The following is a 15949-nucleotide window of genomic DNA, read 5'->3' as shown; positions in this document are numbered from 1 at the left end:
TCAGGAGGTACCCGTGCCGAAGGACGAGCAGAACCCCAGCCTGAAGAATCCCGAGATGTACGAGGCCCTGCGTGACGACGGTGCCTCGAAGCAGAAGGCTGCCCGCATCTCCAACGCAGCAGCCCAGAAGGGGCGGTCGGAGAAGTCGGTCGGGGCCAAGGGCGGTCGCGCCGGATCCTACGACGACTGGACCGTCGACGACCTGCGTGAGCGCGCCAAGGAGCTGGGCCTGACCGGCTACTCCGACCTCACCAAGGACGAGCTCGTCGAGCAGCTGCGCGAGCACTGACCGGGACCACCGGACTGCGTCGGCGCGCTGGCGTCACCGTCCGGGATGCAGGTCTCGCGCGCGCCGCAGCAGGGCGCGGAACAGGCACACGCAGGCCACCGCCAGTGCGAGCGTGCCGACGATCTGCAGCGACGAGCCCACGAGGTTGCGGGCACCGCCGATCATGACCGCACCCACGAGCGCGGCGACACCGACGACCATCGTGAGGACGCCTTCTGACACCAGGTCCGAGGAGGTGCGATCCGCCATGGTGCGACCGTACGTCGAGTTCGGGCAGAACAACAGGGTCCGACGTCAGTCGCCTCGGCCGCCGAACGAGGGATTGGGCACCAGCAGGTCGCGCGTGATGTCCGCGATCGTGGCCGTCCCGGTCAGCGCCATGGTGAGGTCCAGCTCCGCGATCACGTTGGCCACGACCTCCTCGACGCCGCGCTGACCCGCGATGGCGAGGCCGTACATGTGGGGCCGACCCAGGAGCACGGCGTTCGCGCCCAGCGCCAGCGCGGTGAAGACGTCCGCACCGGTGCGGATGCCGCTGTCGAACAGCACGGTGGCGTCGGGTCCGACCGCCTCGCGCACCCCGGGCAGCGCGTCGAGAGAGGCGAGCGATCCGTCGACCTGACGTCCTCCGTGGTTGGACACGACGATGGCGTCGACGCCCAGCTCGAAGGCCCGCACGGCGTCGTCGGGGTGCATGATGCCCTTCAGAACGATCGGCAGCGACGTGCGGTCGCGCAGGGTCGCCAGGTGCGCCCACGACAGGCCCGGGTTCGAGTAGATGTCGAGGAACGTCTCGACGGCCTTGCGAGGCTCGGGGGCCCGCAGGTTCGACATCAACCGTCCGGGGAAGTTCGTCGAGATCCGCAGCAGCGACCGGATCGCCCCCACGGTGACCTCGGTGTCGGCCCTGGTGTCGGACGTGCGGGCTGCCTCGATGCGGTCGGCCACGATCTGCAGGAAGCGGTCGTCGCTGGTGTACTGCGCCAGACCGAGACCCTGGGCGAACGGCAGGGAGCCGAGCGTGAGGTCCTGTGGCCGCCAGCCGAGGATCGTGGTGTCGAGGGTGACGACCAGCGCCTCGGCGCCGATCTTCTCCGCCCGCCCGATCAGGCTGTTCACCAGCTGGTCGTCGGTGCTCCAGTACAGCTGCACCCACTTGGGTGTGGTCGGCATGGCCGCGGCGCAGTCCTCCATCGGGTTGCAGCCCTGGTTGGAGTAGATGTACGGCACCGAGGTGGCCTCGGCCGCAGCAGCGATGGCGAGATCGCTGTCGTCCGCGACCAGCGCCCCGGCGCCGACCGGAGCGAGCAGCAGTGGTGCCCGCAGCGCCGTGCCGGTCACGGTCGTGCTGAGGTCGCGCTCGGTGATGCCGTGTGCCATCCGGGGAACGATCGCCCACCGGTCGAACGCGGCGCGGTTGTTGCGCATGGTGCGGCCCTCGCCCGCGCCGCCGGCCACGTACGCCCAGGCCGTGCGTGAGCTGACCTCCTCGGCACGTCGCTCCAGGTCGGCGAAGCTGGTCGGCACCGCGGGGCGCCGCCCGAGGACGCCCTGGCCGTAGATCTCGGACTGCCGGGCCCGGCCGAGGCCGACCGGCGAGGGGGCTGGATCGGAAGCGCTCACGAGCCGACGGTACCGGTGGGTTCGGCAGTGCTGTGCGATTCTGGGTGCCCACCGAGGGGAGTCCCACGTGACCGCATCGCCCGACCGACCGTTGTGGCAGCTGCACGAGCAGCTGCAGGCCCGGACCTTCACCGACCTCACGCATGCCTTCTTCCCGGGCATGCCGCACTTTCCGGCGTTCCCCGACGAGGAGCGCAACCAGACCTTCCAGGTCGATCCCGACGGCTTCGCCGTGCACCGCTACGAGATCGTGGGGCAGTGGGGCACCCACTGCGACCCGCCGTCGCACTTCGTCGACGGTGCTCGCCCGATCGACGAGATCCCGGTGCAGCAGATGATCCTGCCGCTGGTGGTCCTCGACATCTCCGACCGCGTGCGCGAGGACCCCGACGCGGTCCCCACCCTCGAGGACGTCGCCGCGTGGGAGCAGCGCAACGGTCCGATGCCGGCCGGATGCTTCGTGGCGCTGCGCACCGACTGGCACCAGCGCTGGCCCGACCCCGACGCGATGGCCAACCACGACGACGACGGTGTCGCGCACCTTCCGGGCTGGTCGCGAGAGGTGGTGGTCGACCTGATCGAACGCGTCGGCATCACCGCGATCGGCCACGAGACCACCGACACCGACCCGGGCTCGTCGACCTCGGCCGGCGACTACGGGCTCGAGCTGCTGCTGCTGCAGCACGACAAGTGGCAGATCGAGCTGATGGCGAACCTGGACCAGGTTCCCGAGGCGGGCGCGCTGGTCGTCGCGTCGTGGGGCAAGCCGAAGGGCGGATCCGGATTCCCCGCGCGGGTGTTCGCGATCCACTGACCGCCAGATGTTTGACGTGCTCTTCACGGGGTAAGGAAAGGAGTGATCGTGCCGCGGATGCGGCGCACCGTGCGAGAAAGGACGTCGCCGTGGTCAGCATCAAGCGGCTTCCCGCTCCCATCTGGGAGTCCTACGAGTGGCAGTACGACGGTGCCTGCGCGGACACCGACACCGATCGCTTCTTCTCCCCCGAGCACGAGCGCGGCTTCGCCCGCGAGCGTCGCGAGAGCGCGGCCAAGGCGTTCTGCGAGCGTTGCCCGGTCGTCCAGCAGTGCCTCGAGCACGCGATGCGCGTACGGGAGGAGCACGGCGTCTGGGGAGGGCTCAACCCCCGCGAGCGCTCCGACCTGGCGGCCGACCGGCGCTCCAAGGGCACGGCTGCCTGAGACGCAGCCGCGGTCGGGTCACTCGGCGTCGAAGCGCGCCGCGGGGTCGCCGCGGTGGTCCACGATCCACTGGGCGATGTCGCGCAGCTTGAGGTTGCGGTCCTGCGACTGGCGGCGCAGGAAGGTGAAGGCCCGGTCGTCGTCGATGTCGAACCGCTCCATCAAGATGCCCTGCGCCTGGCCGATGAGCTTGCGCGCGTCGATGGCGACCTGGAGGCCGTCCTCGTTGTGGGCTGCGGCGAGCGCCACGGACGCGTGGCGACTGAAGATGGTGGCCACGGCGATGTCGTCGTCGTCGAAGGCGCCGGCGCTCTCGTCGTACAGGTTCAGCGAACCGTAGCGGCGCTCGCGGGTCTCGAGACGCACGCTGACGGCGCTTCGCATCCCGAGCTCGTGCACGGCCGGCCCCCACTTCGTCCAGCGAGGATCGTTCGAGGTGTCCACCACCACGTAGACGCCGTCGCCGTCGATGGCGTCGAGGCACGGGCCCTCGTCGTGCACGATCTGCAGGTCGTGCGACTCCACCACCCGCTGCGACGTGGCCGCGGCGGTCTCGATCTGCTTGCGGGCGTGCACGAGCATGATGCCCGCGTCGTTGCAGCCCACCGCGATGCGGGCGTACTCCGCGATGCGCTGCACGGTGGCGTCGGCGTCGGGCTCGTCGTGCAGCTCGAGCGCCATCTGGGAGAAGAACGTGGACGCGTCCACCTCTCCGATCGCCCGATCATGGGACCTGTTCTCCATGGGGATCATGAAAGCACCTCATCGAGGTCATCGAGGCTGCGACCTCGCGGAAGTTTCGTGGTGGAGGCGATGGGTACGTCACGACCCGAGAGGAGCTGCCGATGTCCACCCTGGCCGATGACAGCCCGACCGTGACGATCTTCGCGAATCACGGCACGTTGGTGAACCTGATCGCCGACGAGATCCGCTCGCGCGGCGCCGGCACGCACACGATCTCGGTCGAGGCGGGGTGGGTCGACTCGGTGTCGAGGGCGCTGCTGGTGCTCGACTCGCGCGCCGGCATGTCCGCGGTGCGCGCTCTGTGCGATCTCGACACCACGGCCGCCCACGTGGTCGCCCTGGTCGTGGAGGGTTCGGACGTCGACGCCGAGGACCTGTGCGATCGATGCATCGAGCGGCACGACCTGGTCATGGTGCGCGAGGAGGAGGACGACGTCGTCGCGCGAGTCGCCGAGGACCTGACGACTCATCGGTCCTGACCGCCCGAGGTCTCGACGGCCAGCGGGTCGAACAGCGTGACCGTGGAGCGCACGTCCCACGCCAGCTCGGCGGTGTCGGCGATGGCCACCAGCAGGAACGTCGCGTCGTCGCCGGCCCCGGACGTGCGGAGGCGAGCCTCGACGTCGTCGCGCAGGTTCAGGTCGTGGAGCAGGTCGTCGGTGACCGACGTGTCATGGAGCTGGAACTCCAGCATGAGGGTGTGCACGTGCTGACGGCAGCCTTCCGATCCGGACGGACCGGCTGCTGCTGAACCGGTGCTCACATTCTACTGGCCGTGTGCTCCCACCAGCGCCGGGGCCAGCGGACCGGACGGTGCACCGTCGACGACGCCCACCGCGTCGCGCAGCTGGTCCAGCAGGCGGGCGAGTCTCCGCGACACCTGCATCTGGCTGATGCCGGTGCGGTCGGCGATCTGCTGCTGGGTGAGGTGGTCGAAGAACCGCATGCCGATCAGCTCGCGCTGGGTGTCGTCGAGGTCGCGCATGGCACGCGAGATCGTGGCGAGGTCGTCCACGTGGCCCACGTCGTCGGTCTCGTCGACCAGCAGGTCGCCGGCCGTCTGCAGGTCGGCGCGCGCGGACACGTCGAGTGACGCCGCGTGGTAGCAACCGCTCGCCGCCCGTGCCTCGCGCACCTGCGCCACGTCGACGTCCAGGTGCTCGGCGAGCTGGTGCGAGGTGGGCGATGTGGCGTGCTCCTGCCAGTGGGCAGCGCTGGCGCGGCTGATGTCGGCCTGCAGCTCCTGGAGACGCCGAGGAGGTCGGACGCTCCAGCACTGGTCGCGGAAGTGTCGCTTGAGCTCGCCGAGGATGGTGGCGGTGGCGAACGGGGCGAAGGCCCCCTTCTCGACGTCGAAGCCGCGCATCGCCTTGACGAGCGCGAGGTTGGCGACCTGCACCAGGTCGTCGAGGTCGGCGCCCCGGTCGACGTAGCGGCGCGCCAAGGAGCGCGCCATCGGCAGGTGCTGGCGGATGATCTCGTCCTCGGCGCGTCGTCGATCGGCAGGTGATGCGCCGATGCGTGCGGCGAAGAGTGTGCGAATTCGGTGGTCTGAAGCTGCGTCCACGATGCCCCCCAAGGGCAATGATTCAGTGAACGGCTTCTGCGCAACCGTTCGCTCAGCGTGGCATCAATTGCCCGTGGGCACAACCCTTCGGGTGAGCACGCTCTCCTGGGGCATTTCGGAAGTGATCTGGTGTCGCTTTGTCGATTTGTCAATGTCCGTACAGCGCGAGACCCCGGTCACGTCGTCGACGTGACCGGGGTCTCGGAGGTGAGGTCAGCTGGTGGGCCCGGCCGGGGGCTTGTCCTCCGGCGCCTTCTTCGCAGCAGGTGTCTTCTTGGCCGCCGGCGCCTTCTTGGCCGCGGGTGCCTTCTTGGCCGCGGGCGCCTTCGGGGCCGCGGTCTTCGCAGCAGGTGCCGACGGCGCCTTCTCCTTCGCCGCAGGCGTGGGGACCTTCGGCGGGGCGGGTGCCGGCGCGGGCGGCGGCGGTGCGGAGTTGGCGGCCGACTGGGCGCTGCGGTAGGCCGAGACGGCCGCGGCGCCGGCCGCCGTGAGGGCGGTGAACGAGACCAGGCGACGGACGCGCTTGCGTCGCCGCTGCTTCTTGACGGCCTTCTTCTGCGACTTGGTCATCAGCGCCTCGGGCGGACTGACCTCGCTCAGGTCGGGCATGCGGTCGCGGGCCTCGCGGGTGAGCTCGCGCGCCTGATCGGCGATCTGCGCACCGACCACCGGAGCGCGCTCGGCGATGCGGTCGCGGACCACGGGCGCCTTCTCACGAGCGCTCTGACCCAGCTGGGTGACCTGCTCGGTGATCTGGTCGCGGACGCCGGGAGCACGCTCGGCCACGGTGTGCCCGAGGTCGGACAGCTGGTCGGCGATCTCGCCGCCGGCGGCCTGCAGGCGTTCGACGAGCTTGTCGGACTTCTTCTTGGACGTGAACGGCTTCATGGGCTTGAGCCTACGCGGATTCAGACGCGCACACCTGAAACGGGTACATCCTCGCGCACGCCGCGCCAGGTCGGGTGCCGCAGATGGCCCGCCGCCGTCCACTCGACGAAGGCGACCTCGCCGACGAGGATCGGCTCGACCCAGTGCGCCTCGCGAGCCACGTCCCGCGGAGCATCGGGCAGGGTCACGTCATCGGTCTCGATCGCCGCGAGTCGACGGTGCAACGACTCCAGGTCGGCGTCGGAGAACCCGGTTCCCACCCGGCCCGCGTAGGAGAGCGTGTCGTCGCGGTGCACGCCCACGATCAGCGAACCGAGGGTGCTCGCGCGGACCCCGTTGCCCGGGCGCCAGCCGCACACCACGACGTCCTGGGTGCGCTGGTGCTTGATCTTGACCCACGACGACGAGCGTCCGTCGTGATACGGGCTCCGGCGTCGCTTGGCGATCACGCCCTCCAGGCCCCGACCGAGGCTGTGCTCGACGGCGTCGTCGAGCGATCCGTCGAAGGCCGGCGGGACCCGGATCGTGGCGTCCTCGGCGTCGCCGATGCCGAGCGCCTCCAGGGCCGCGCGCCGCGCGTCGTACGGCTCGCTGCGCAGCGACGTCGAGCCCTCGGCCAGCAGGTCGAAGGCCAGGTAGTGCGCCGGGGTTCGCCCGGCGGCAGCCGCGACCTCCCGGGGTCGGGTGAGGCCCATGCGCTGCTGGAGCAGGCCGAAGTCGGGAACGGAGCCGTCGCGGAACGCGACGATCTCGCCGTCGAGCGCCAGCGCGCCGCGGTCGAGCCGTGCCAGCGCCTCGGTGATCTCCGGGTACGACGCGGTGAGGTCGTTGCCGTTGCGGCTCACCAGGCGCACCTGGTCGTCGGGCAGCTCGGGGTTCACGGTGGCGAGCGCCCGTATCCCGTCCCACTTCATCTCGTACGCCCACCGCGCAGGCGAATCCACCGACGACTCGCGACCGACCGAGGCGAGCATGACGCCGCCCCCCGCGTCCGCCACGCCCGACGCGGCAGCGCGCCGACCCAGAGGCTCGAGCGGATCACCGTCGGCCCGGACCCGCTCGAGCACCTCGTCGAACCTCAGCTGCTGCAGGTCGTCGTCGATCTCGTCCCATCTGCGGGGTGCAGCCACGTGCGGCAGCGCGGTGCCGCGCAGCGAGTACGGGCAGATGGTGGTCTTGTTGCCGTTGTTCTGGCTCCAGTCGACCAGCACCTTGCCGCGCCGGATGCTGCGCGCCATCGAGCTGACGACCAGCTCCGGGAAGCTGGGACTGCAACGCCTCCGCCAGGGTCTTGGCGAAGGTGTTGACGTAGTCGGAGTCGTGGGTGCCGTCGAGCGCCGCGTAGAGGTGCAGCCCCTTCGACCCGCTGGTCACCGGGAGCGCCGTCAGCCCGACGTCGCCGAGCATCGAGCGGGCCTCGTGCGCGACGGCCGCGCACTCGGCCAGACCCACTCCGGGACCGGGGTCCAGGTCGAGCACCAGGCGATCGGGATGGCCCGGGGTGCCGTCGGGCTGCACCCTCCACTGGGGGACGTGCAGCTCGAGCGCGTTGACCTGCCCCAGCCACGCGAGGTCGGCGGCACGCTCGACCAGCGGGTAGTCGGCCTCGTGCCGGTCGTGACTGATGCGTTGCCGCCGGATCCAGCGGGGAGCCGAGGACGGCAGGTTCTTCTCGAAGAAGACCTCGCCGGGCTGGCCCACCGTGCCCACACCGTGCACCCACCGCTTCCGCGTGACGATCCGGCCCGCCAGGTGCGGGAGCAGCACCGAAGCGATGGTCACCAGGTACTGGATGACCTCGGCCTTGGTGGTGCCGGTCTCGGGGTACACCACCTTGTCCGGGTGGGTCAGGCGCAGCCGGTGGCCGTCGATCGAGACGGTCTGCGACGGGCCGGGAGGCGCCACGTCAACCGGTCTTCTTGGCCGGGGCCTTCTTCGAGGCGGCGCTCTTCTTCTTGGCCGGGGCCTTCTTCTTGGCGGCTCTCTTCTTGGGGGTGCTCGACGTCTTCGACGCGGACCCACCGCCGCTCTTGCGCTCGTCGATGCTGCGCCGCAGAGCCTCCATCAGGTCGATGACCTCGGCGTCGTCGCTGCCGGCCTCGCGCCCGAAGGTGGCCTCGGTGTCCAGAGCGTCGCCCTGCTCCAGCTTGGCCTCGACCAGGGTGCGCAGCTGCACCTGGTAGTCGTCGGTGAAGTCCGATGAGTCGAAGTCGCCGGACAGCGACTCGACCAGCTGCCCGGCCATGTCCGACTCCTTCTTGGTGACCGACACCTTCTCCTTGAGCACCTCGAAGTCGGGGGTGCGCACCTCGTCGTCCCACAGCAGCGTCTGCAGCATCAGGACGTCGCCGCGCACCCGCATGGCCGCCAGGTGCGTGCGCTGGCGCAGCGCGAACCGCGCGATCGCGGTGCGATCGGTGTCCTCGAGTGCCTGGCGCAGCAGGGCGTACGGCTTGAGCGCCTTGGCATCCGGCTCGAGGAAGTAGCTCTTGTCCATGCGCAGCACGTCGACCTGGTCGGAGGGCACGAACTCGATGACCTCGATCTCGTGGCTGCGCTCGGCCGGCAGCGACGCGAGGTCGTCGGGGGTCAGGACGACCGTCTGCTCACCGTCGTCGTAGGCCTTCTGGATCTCGTCGTAGGCGACGACCTCGCCACAGATCTCGCACTTGCGCTGGTAGCGGATGCGGCCACCGTCCTCGCCGTGCACCTGGTGCAGAGACACGTCGTGGCTCTGGGTGGCGCTGTAGACCTTCACGGGCACGTTGACCAGCCCGAAGCTGATGGCGCCCTTCCAGATCGATCGCATGGGCCCAGTGTTTCCTACCCGGGGGACCGGCGCCAGCAGGTGGGTGGCGCGGATCCGCGCTCAGATGATCGGACGAGGCAGGTGCAGGGGATCCTCGAAGGGTTCGCCCGGGCGTTCTGGCGGCTCGGGGTCGTCGGGCGGACTGGCCGGCTCGGTCTCGTCTGGGTCAGGCGTCGGTTGGTCGGTGCTCATGTCGCTCCTTCTCACCCCGGAAGGTCGTGGCCTCCTTCGTACCTCCTGACGGCTGTGCAGACAAGCCGTCAGCGACCAGTGAGGCGCCGTGCGACGCGCCGCGACCGTGACACCGGGGCCGGCGTCGGCCGGACCAGCTCGACCTCACCGGGCTCGTAGGGCTCGAGGCCGGACTCGACGCGGCGCCGCACCTCGGCTGCGGCAGCCGGCACGTCGTCGAACGGCACTCCGGCCAGCTGGTTGGGGGAGTAGCGCCACCACTGCAGGTCGAGCAGGTCGTCGCGCAGGTCGTCGGGCACGCGCTGCTTGAGGACGCGCGCCGGAACACCGCCGCAGATCGTGTACGGAGGCAGGTCCTTGGTCACGACGGCGTTGGCCGCGACCACGCACCCGTCGCCGATCGTGACTCCCCGCAGCACCACGACGCCCGCGCCGAGCCACACGTCGTTGCCGATGCGGGCCCGATCCGGACCGATGCTGCGGAACGACTGGCGCCCGCCGGCCTCGGGCTCGACCAGCTCCGCCTCGGCCGCCGCCGGGTGCCAGCCGAAGGTGGCGTGCTTGTACTGCGAGGCGCTCACGCTCAGCCAGGTGAGGGGATGGCCCGTCGCGCCGAGCGTGGAGTTGTTGCCGATCTCGCTGTAGCGGCCGAAGTCGGCGGCCTGCGCCTCGACGTGCTGGCCGAACTCGGTGAAGCAGCCGATGCGGGTCGTCGACCGCACCAGGAACCTGCCGAGAAAACGGACCGGGGCCTCGACGAGCACCCGGGACGAGCCCACACGCACGATGTGCTGGGCGCCCCGCGCGTGCTCTTCCACCCGACAAGGTTATCGCCCCTGATCGCGAGCCCGCGGGTGACGGGACTGGCAAGATGGCGCCGTGGACACCAGCCCCGAGCAGTACACGCTCCGCCAGAAGATCACGCCCATGGTCAACCGGTACGAGTTCCGCGCGCTGCAGCCCGACGGCTCGGAGGGCCCGTTGCTCGCGATGGCACAGCAGAAGCGGCTGGCCTTCAAGGAAGAGGTCACGTTCTACTCCGACGAGGCGCGGACGCAGCCGGTCTTCTCGTTCAAGGCGCGCAAGCGGCTCGACCTGGCCGCCACCTACGACGTCATGGACGCGCAGGGAGCGCCGATCGGCGAGTTCCGCAAGGACTTCGGCAAGTCGCTGCTCCGGTCGACCTGGCACCTGACCACCCCGGACGGACTCACCGCGATCGGCCAGGAGCGCAGCCTGACGGTGTCGTTGGTGCGCCGGTTCGCCGACATCCCGTTCCTGCTGTTCCACTTCGACTTCACGGCTCCGGACGGTCAGGTGATCCTGAGCTCGGAGCGTCAGAGGTCGCTCCGCGACCGATACGTGGTCACGTCGCCGCGCCTGGCCAACGGGTGGCAGCTCGACTGGCGCGTCGCCGCGGCCATGGCGGTGGCCCTCGACGCTCTGCAGGGCCGATGAGCCCCACGATCACCCGTGCGTGGCACGGCGCGCTCGCCCTCCTGGTCGCCGTCGCCGTCGTCTGGCAGGTGGTGGTCAACCTCGACACCGACCGCAGCCTGGTCAACCTGTTCAGCTACTTCACCATTCAGTCGAACCTGCTGGTCATGGTGGGAGCCGCCGGGGTCGCCCTGGACCCGATGCGATCGGGACGGGTCTTCGGCGCGATCCGGCTGGCCGGGCTGGTCGGGATCACCGTCACGGGCATCGTGTACTCCACCGTGCTGGCCGGGTCGCTGGAGCTCACCGGCGCCGACGTGGTGCTGAACGCGATCTTCCACTACATCGTCCCGGTGGCGGCGGTCGTCGGCTACGTGCTGATCCAGCCGCGCACGCCGTTGGACCGCTCCGCGTGGTGGTTCCTGGTCTGGCCCATCGCGTGGCTGGTCTACACCCTGATCCGCGCCGTGGCGGTCTCGCCGGCGTTCCCGATGTCCGACACCGAGACCGCGCGCGTGCCGTACGGGTTCCTCGACTTCGACGCCAACGGCGTCCCGTCGGTCGTGGTGGCCTGCCTGCTCGTCACGGTCTTCACCGCCGTGCTCGCGGCGTTCTACCTGCGCCTCGGTGGTGTCAGGCGGGGGTGACCTCGGCGGGGCGCTCGAGCAGGCCCCGACGATCGGCGCCGATCTCGAACGGGACCGTCGCCAGCGGCACGATGCTCGACACGAGCGCGACCAGCAGCACCTTGGCGCTCCAGCGGTTGTGGTGCCAGGCGGCGAAGGCGGCGACCACGAAGCCGATGAACACGATGCCGTGGATCATCCCGGCGACCGGCACGCCGCCCTCGCGCAGGCCGAACGGTTCGGACTCGGTGACGTACTTGCAGTACATCGCCGACAGCAGGAGCGCCCAGGAGACGGCCTCGGCGATCGCCACGGACCGAAAGACGTTGCGGGAGACGGGGGGCAGAGGGATGCGCACGCCGCCACGGTACCTGCGACACCTGCACGAAACATCGACCCGTGACAATGGTCATATGGCCTTTCTGCTGCGCGTCGCGCTGCCCGACGTCCCGGGCTCCTTGGGCGCACTCGCGACTGCGCTGGGCGGGGCGGGAGCCGACATCGAGGCCATCGAGGTCGTCGAGCGCCGACCCGACGGGCAGGTCGTCGACGACGTGCTGCTGGAGCTCCCGGCGCGGGTGATGCCCGACGCGCTCGTGACCGCGTGCCACGCCCTCGACGGCGTGGCGGTGGAGTGGATCTCGCGGTACACCGCCGGGGCGAACCTGAGCATGGACCTGGAGGCGGTCGAGCAGTTCACCGAGGACCCGAAGCACGCGATCGACGCGATGGTCGACGTGCTGCCGTCCACCTTCCGGACCGACTGGGCCCTCGCCCTCGAGGTCGTCGACGGCGAGGTCTCCGTCCGGGCCCAGACGGCCGCGGCGCCGCAGCTCGTCCCGTCGGCGGAGGCGTGGATGGACATCACCGGTCCGCAGATGCTCGACGCGGCGCCGGAGTGGGACTCCACCGTCCTCGCCGCCGCGCCCGCCCGTGACCGCGACGACCGGGCCGTGGTCGTCGTGGTCGGCCGGCACGGCGGCCCGGACTTCCTGGCCTCCGAGGTCGCCCGCATCGGCCACATGGTCTCCCTCGCCGCCTCCGTCCAAGCGGTCTGAGTGGCCCGGCGGGAACCGAGCGGACGGGGGCGCGGTGGGGGGCCGGTAGCCTCTCGGCCATGAGCGCCCTCGACAACGTCTCGGAGATCTTCGACGCCTCGGCCTGGACGCCGGTGCCCGGCTTCGAGGGCCTGCAGGACCTCACCTACCACCGGGCCAACGCCCACGGCACGGTCCGCATCGCCTTCGACCGCCCCGAGGTGCGCAACGCCTTCCGTCCGGGCACGGTCGACGAGCTGCTCACCGTGCTCGAGCACGCCCGGACCTCCTCCGACGTCGGTTGCGTGCTGCTCACCGGCAACGGCCCCTCGCCGAAGGATGCCGGATGGGCGTTCTGCTCCGGCGGTGACCAGCGGATCCGCGGCAAGGTCGGCTACCAGTACGAGGTCGAGGGCGAGGCGCCACAGACCGTCGACAAGGGCAAGCTGGGCCGACTGCACATCCTGGAGTGCCAGCGCCTGATCCGCTTCATGCCCAAGATCGTCATCGCCGTGGTGCCGGGGTGGGCGGCCGGTGGTGGCCACAGCCTGCACGTGGTGGCAGACCTGACCCTGGCGTCGCAGGAGCATGCCAGGTTCAAGCAGACCGACGCCGACGTGGGCTCGTTCGACGGCGGATTCGGCTCGGCGTACCTGGCCCGCCAGGTGGGCCAGAAGTTCGCTCGCGAGATCTTCCTGCTCGGCGACGAGTACTCGGCCGACGACGCGCACCGCATGGGCATGGTCAACAAGGTGGTGCCGCACGCCGACCTCGAGGCCGAGGCGCTGGAGTGGGGCCGCAAGATCAACGCCAAGAGCCCCACGGCGCAGCGCATGCTGAAGTACTCGTTCAACCTGATCGACGACGGACTGGTCGGCCAGCAGGTGCTGCTCGGCGAGACCACCCGCTTGGCCTACATGACCGACGAGGCCGCCGAGGGCCGCGACGCCTTCCTCGAGAAGCGCGACCCCGACTTCAGCGACTACCCCTGGTACTACTGATCCGCTCGAAGCGGGTCCAGCCTCGCCAGCCCTTCTCCTCGAGCAGCTCCAGGAGTCGGCGGGCCACCGGGATCGAGTCGAGGAACACCTCGTCGAGCAGGTCGGCCAGGTCCGGGTCGATCTGCGGCCCCTGCTCCCAGGCGGCGGTGTCCTGGGTCTCCAGCAGGTCGACCAGCCGGTCGCGCATCCCGAGCAGCCGTGGGTCGTCGACGTCCCACGCGATCGCCTCGGCCAGGTCCCGGTAGAGCTCGAGCGTGCCGGGATCGTCGAGCTGCTGCTGCTTGAGCGCCATGAACTCAGGCATCGCCTCGGGCAGCTGGGCGGCGACGAGGATCCAGGCGTCGCGCTCGCCGACGATCATGTCCTCGCGGATGCCCAGGGAGCGCAGCCGCTCGAGGTACGCGACGGCCTCCGACGGCAGGGCGAGACTGTCGCCGGCGGCCAGCCGGGCGATGTCCCGCCGGTGCCCCTGTCGCTGGCGGATCTCGGCACGCAGGCGCCGGTCGACGTCGTCGATCGCGGCGGCGAACTCGGCGTCGTCGGCCACCAACAGCTCGCGCACCCGCGCGAGCGGCACGCCGGCGTCGGCGAGCGTGCGGATCCGCACCAGGTCGACGACGGCGTCCGCGCGGTAGCGGCGGTAGCCGGAGTGGTCGCGCTCGGGCTCGGGCAGCAGCCCGGTCGCGTGGTAGTGCCGCACGGCACGCACCGTGACCCCCGCGGACGACGCGAGCTGGCTGATCGTGAGCACGGTGTCAGTCTCCTACGTGGCGGGCACGCGGAGGAACAGCCTGCGCGACCAGAGGAGACCGACCACCGAGATCACCGCGCACCACCCGAGCGCCAGCCACACGTCCGAGCCCGTCGGAAGCTCCCGTGACCAGCGACCGCAGGCTGTTGATCATCGGTGTGAACGGCTGGTGCTCGGCGAACTGACGCAGACCGACCGGCATCGCGTCGGTCGGCACGAAGCCGCTGCTGACGAAGGGCAGCAGGACCAGGAACATCGGCGTGTTGCTGGCGGTCTCCACGCTGTCGGCGGCGAGCCCCATCCCGACGGTCAACCAGGTGAGGGAGAACGCGATGAGGACCAGCAGTCCGATCGCGCCGATCCAGCTCAGCACTCCGGCGTCGGAGCGGAAACCGAGCAGGAACGCGACGGCCGTGACGACCACGACGGCGAAGGTGGTCTTGATGACCGCTCCGAGCACGTGTCCGGTCAGCACCGACGCTCGCGCGATGTCCATCGTGCGGAACCGCGCGATGATGCCGGTGGTCATGTCCGTCGCGGTCGCGATCGCGGTGCCGAGCGCGACGCTCGCGACGGTCTGGATCAGGACGCCCGGAACGATGAACTCCAGGTAGTCGCTGCGGCCGCCGCCGGGTCGCCCGGGCAGCCCGGCACCCATCGTCGCGCCGAACACGTACACGAACAGCAGCAGGAAGATGATCGGCTGGGCGACCAGCAGGATCGACAGCGACGGGTACCGGCGAATGTGCAGCAGGTTGCGGCGCAGCATCGTGGCCGAGTCGCTCACGGTGTGGCGGGTGCTCATGCGGGGACCTCCGCCGTGCTGGGCCCCTGGGCCGCGTGACCGGTGAGTGCCAGGAAGACGTCGTCGAGATCGGCGGTCTCGACGGAGACGCCGCCCACGGCGACGTCGTCCAGACCGTCGAGCAGACGTCGCAGATCGGCGACGCTGCCGTCGTGGGGCAGGTGCAGCGTCAGCTGGTCGTCGTCGGTGACGGCACCCGGGCGCGATGCTGCCGCGGCGGCAAGGCGCTCCGGGTCGGTGAACTGGACCGACACCCGCCCGCCCGGAACCTGCCGTTTCAGCTCGGAGGGTGTGCCCTCGGCCACCAGCCGGCCACGGTCGAGGACACCGATGCGGTCGGCCAGCTGGTCGGCCTCGTCGAGGTACTGGGTGGTGAGCAGCACCGTCACCCCGTCGGCGACCTGCTCGCGCACGATCGTCCACAGGTCGCGTCGGCTCCTGGGGTCGAGGCCGGTCGTGGGCTCGTCGAGGAAGATCAGCCGCGGCCGGGCGACCAGCGTCATCGCCAGGTCCAGTCGTCGCTTCATGCCTCCGGAGTAGGTCTGGGCCCGTCGGTCGGCTGCGTCGACGAGGTCGAACCGTTCCAGCATGTCGTCGGCCGTCCGCCGTGCGGCAGGCCGATCGAGGTGTGCCAGGTCGGCCATCAGACGCAGGTTCTCGCGGCCGGTGAGGAGCTCGTCGATCGCGGAGAACTGCCCGGTGACGCCGATGGCGGCGCGCACGCCCGCAGACTCGCGACGCACGTCGAAGCCGCCGACCCGGATGTCGCCGCGGTCGGGTGCCAGCAGCGTGGAGCAGATGTTGACGAGGGTCGTCTTGCCGGCTCCGTTGGGGCCGAGCAGGCCGTGGACGGTGCCCTCGGGAACGGCCAGGTCGATGCCGTCGAGCACGGCGTGATCGCCGTAGGACTTGGTGAGTCCGGCGATCTCGATCGCCAATGTCGTGGATGTCATGGGCTCATGGTGAAACCATGACGCTGC

Annotated in this window: 22 protein-coding genes and 1 pseudogene; 8 read left to right on the top strand and 15 right to left on the bottom strand. The window is 70.4% G+C overall.

Annotated features, from left to right (window positions below; genetic code table 11):
- Positions 1 to 13 precede the first annotated feature (13 nt).
- On the top strand, positions 14 to 289 hold the full coding sequence (locus AC0L5F_RS09845; protein WP_473313170.1) for a DUF7218 family protein: 276 nt from the start codon (positions 14 to 16) through the stop codon (positions 287 to 289).
- 33 nt (positions 290 to 322) lie between these two features.
- On the opposite strand, the gene AC0L5F_RS09840 is transcribed toward AC0L5F_RS09845, so the two are convergent.
- The gene (locus tag AC0L5F_RS09840) at positions 323 to 538 is read right to left on the bottom strand and encodes a hypothetical protein (RefSeq protein ID WP_473313165.1); all 216 of its coding nucleotides are present in this window, start codon (positions 536 to 538) and stop codon (positions 323 to 325) included.
- A gap of 45 nt (positions 539 to 583) precedes the next feature.
- Positions 584 to 1912, bottom strand: a complete 1329-nt coding sequence (locus AC0L5F_RS09835) for an alpha-hydroxy-acid oxidizing protein (RefSeq protein WP_473313164.1) — start codon at positions 1910 to 1912, stop codon at positions 584 to 586.
- Between the two features lie 67 nt (positions 1913 to 1979).
- On the opposite strand from AC0L5F_RS09835, the gene AC0L5F_RS09830 reads away from it, so the two are divergent.
- Both AC0L5F_RS09830 and AC0L5F_RS09825 read left to right on the top strand, forming a co-directional pair.
- Positions 1980 to 2726: a cyclase family protein gene (locus AC0L5F_RS09830; RefSeq protein ID WP_473313163.1), complete on the top strand. Its 747-nt coding sequence runs from the start codon at positions 1980 to 1982 to the stop codon at positions 2724 to 2726.
- Positions 2727 to 2815: 89 nt separating this feature from the next.
- Positions 2816 to 3112: a WhiB family transcriptional regulator gene (locus tag AC0L5F_RS09825; protein WP_473313162.1), complete on the top strand. Its 297-nt coding sequence runs from the start codon at positions 2816 to 2818 to the stop codon at positions 3110 to 3112.
- 18 nt (positions 3113 to 3130) lie between these two features.
- On the opposite strand, the gene AC0L5F_RS09820 is transcribed toward AC0L5F_RS09825, so the two are convergent.
- On the bottom strand, positions 3131 to 3856 hold the full coding sequence (locus AC0L5F_RS09820) for a GAF and ANTAR domain-containing protein (protein WP_473313160.1): 726 nt from the start codon (positions 3854 to 3856) through the stop codon (positions 3131 to 3133).
- 101 nt (positions 3857 to 3957) lie between these two features.
- Between AC0L5F_RS09820 and AC0L5F_RS09815 the strand changes: the two genes are divergently transcribed.
- The gene (locus AC0L5F_RS09815; protein WP_473313158.1) at positions 3958 to 4335 is read left to right on the top strand and encodes a hypothetical protein; all 378 of its coding nucleotides are present in this window, start codon (positions 3958 to 3960) and stop codon (positions 4333 to 4335) included.
- On the opposite strand, the gene AC0L5F_RS09810 is transcribed toward AC0L5F_RS09815, so the two are convergent.
- The 8 genes and pseudogenes from AC0L5F_RS09810 to AC0L5F_RS09775 form a co-directional block, all read right to left on the bottom strand.
- Positions 4323 to 4562, bottom strand: coding sequence for a hypothetical protein (locus tag AC0L5F_RS09810; RefSeq protein ID WP_473313157.1), 240 nt, complete (start codon positions 4560 to 4562; stop codon positions 4323 to 4325). The two genes, AC0L5F_RS09815 and AC0L5F_RS09810, sit on opposite strands and share 13 nt — an antisense overlap.
- Positions 4563 to 4622: 60 nt before the next feature.
- Positions 4623 to 5423 carry a sigma-70 family RNA polymerase sigma factor gene (locus AC0L5F_RS09805; RefSeq protein WP_473313155.1) on the bottom strand — a complete coding sequence of 267 codons (801 nt, stop codon included), beginning with the start codon at positions 5421 to 5423 and terminating at the stop codon, positions 4623 to 4625.
- A 213-nt stretch (positions 5424 to 5636) separates the two neighbouring features.
- Entirely contained in the window at positions 5637 to 6311 is a 675-nt protein-coding gene (locus AC0L5F_RS09800) for a hypothetical protein (RefSeq protein WP_473313154.1), read from the bottom strand.
- Between the two features lie 20 nt (positions 6312 to 6331).
- Positions 6332 to 7549, bottom strand: a complete 1218-nt coding sequence (ligD, locus tag AC0L5F_RS09795; protein ID WP_473313153.1) for a non-homologous end-joining DNA ligase — start codon at positions 7547 to 7549, stop codon at positions 6332 to 6334.
- Positions 7550 to 7640: 91 nt separating this feature from the next.
- Positions 7641 to 8078 (bottom strand): annotated as a pseudogene (gene ligD / locus AC0L5F_RS09790) (non-homologous end-joining DNA ligase LigD); the annotation flags it as partial.
- A gap of 139 nt (positions 8079 to 8217) precedes the next feature.
- Complete coding sequence (gene ku, locus AC0L5F_RS09785) at positions 8218 to 9120, bottom strand: non-homologous end joining protein Ku (RefSeq protein WP_473313152.1); 903 nt, start codon at positions 9118 to 9120, stop codon at positions 8218 to 8220.
- 60 nt (positions 9121 to 9180) lie between these two features.
- Positions 9181 to 9312 (bottom strand): hypothetical protein, encoded by a 132-nt coding sequence (locus AC0L5F_RS09780; RefSeq protein WP_473313151.1) that lies wholly within the window; start codon positions 9310 to 9312, stop codon positions 9181 to 9183.
- A 68-nt stretch (positions 9313 to 9380) separates the two neighbouring features.
- Positions 9381 to 10130 (bottom strand): DapH/DapD/GlmU-related protein, encoded by a 750-nt coding sequence (locus AC0L5F_RS09775; protein ID WP_473313150.1) that lies wholly within the window; start codon positions 10128 to 10130, stop codon positions 9381 to 9383.
- 61 nt (positions 10131 to 10191) lie between these two features.
- Between AC0L5F_RS09775 and AC0L5F_RS09770 the strand changes: the two genes are divergently transcribed.
- A complete protein-coding gene (locus AC0L5F_RS09770) occupies positions 10192 to 10770 on the top strand; it encodes an LURP-one-related family protein (RefSeq protein ID WP_473313149.1) in 579 nt (192 codons plus the stop codon).
- Positions 10767 to 11396, top strand: a complete 630-nt coding sequence (locus AC0L5F_RS09765) for a Pr6Pr family membrane protein (RefSeq protein WP_473313148.1) — start codon at positions 10767 to 10769, stop codon at positions 11394 to 11396. Before AC0L5F_RS09770 ends, AC0L5F_RS09765 begins: the two co-directional genes overlap by 4 nt.
- Here AC0L5F_RS09765 and AC0L5F_RS09760 read toward each other — a convergent pair.
- On the bottom strand, positions 11383 to 11733 hold the full coding sequence (locus AC0L5F_RS09760; RefSeq protein ID WP_473313146.1) for a DUF3817 domain-containing protein: 351 nt from the start codon (positions 11731 to 11733) through the stop codon (positions 11383 to 11385). The genes AC0L5F_RS09765 and AC0L5F_RS09760 overlap by 14 nt on opposite strands.
- Positions 11734 to 11788: 55 nt before the next feature.
- Between AC0L5F_RS09760 and AC0L5F_RS09755 the strand changes: the two genes are divergently transcribed.
- Both AC0L5F_RS09755 and AC0L5F_RS09750 read left to right on the top strand, forming a co-directional pair.
- Entirely contained in the window at positions 11789 to 12433 is a 645-nt protein-coding gene (locus tag AC0L5F_RS09755) for an ACT domain-containing protein (protein WP_473313145.1), read from the top strand.
- 59 nt (positions 12434 to 12492) lie between these two features.
- Positions 12493 to 13413, top strand: coding sequence for a 1,4-dihydroxy-2-naphthoyl-CoA synthase (locus AC0L5F_RS09750; RefSeq protein ID WP_473313144.1), 921 nt, complete (start codon positions 12493 to 12495; stop codon positions 13411 to 13413).
- On the opposite strand, the gene AC0L5F_RS09745 is transcribed toward AC0L5F_RS09750, so the two are convergent.
- The 3 genes from AC0L5F_RS09745 to AC0L5F_RS09735 are packed head-to-tail and all read right to left on the bottom strand — an operon-like array spanning position 13388 to position 15922.
- On the bottom strand, positions 13388 to 14164 hold the full coding sequence (locus AC0L5F_RS09745; RefSeq protein ID WP_473313142.1) for a helix-turn-helix domain-containing protein: 777 nt from the start codon (positions 14162 to 14164) through the stop codon (positions 13388 to 13390). The genes AC0L5F_RS09750 and AC0L5F_RS09745 overlap by 26 nt on opposite strands.
- 4 nt (positions 14165 to 14168) lie before the next feature.
- Complete coding sequence (locus tag AC0L5F_RS09740) at positions 14169 to 14969, bottom strand: ABC transporter permease (RefSeq protein WP_473313140.1); 801 nt, start codon at positions 14967 to 14969, stop codon at positions 14169 to 14171.
- Entirely contained in the window at positions 14966 to 15922 is a 957-nt protein-coding gene (locus AC0L5F_RS09735; RefSeq protein ID WP_473313139.1) for an ABC transporter ATP-binding protein, read from the bottom strand. The genes AC0L5F_RS09740 and AC0L5F_RS09735 overlap by 4 nt, the downstream gene beginning before the upstream one ends.
- Between the last annotated feature and the right edge of the window lie 27 nt (positions 15923 to 15949).

This window comes from Aeromicrobium sp. 10G20-16 (assembly GCF_055809665.1).
The sequence above is the reverse complement of the archived record's forward strand: the minus strand, read 5'-3'. Positions and strand labels throughout refer to the sequence as shown.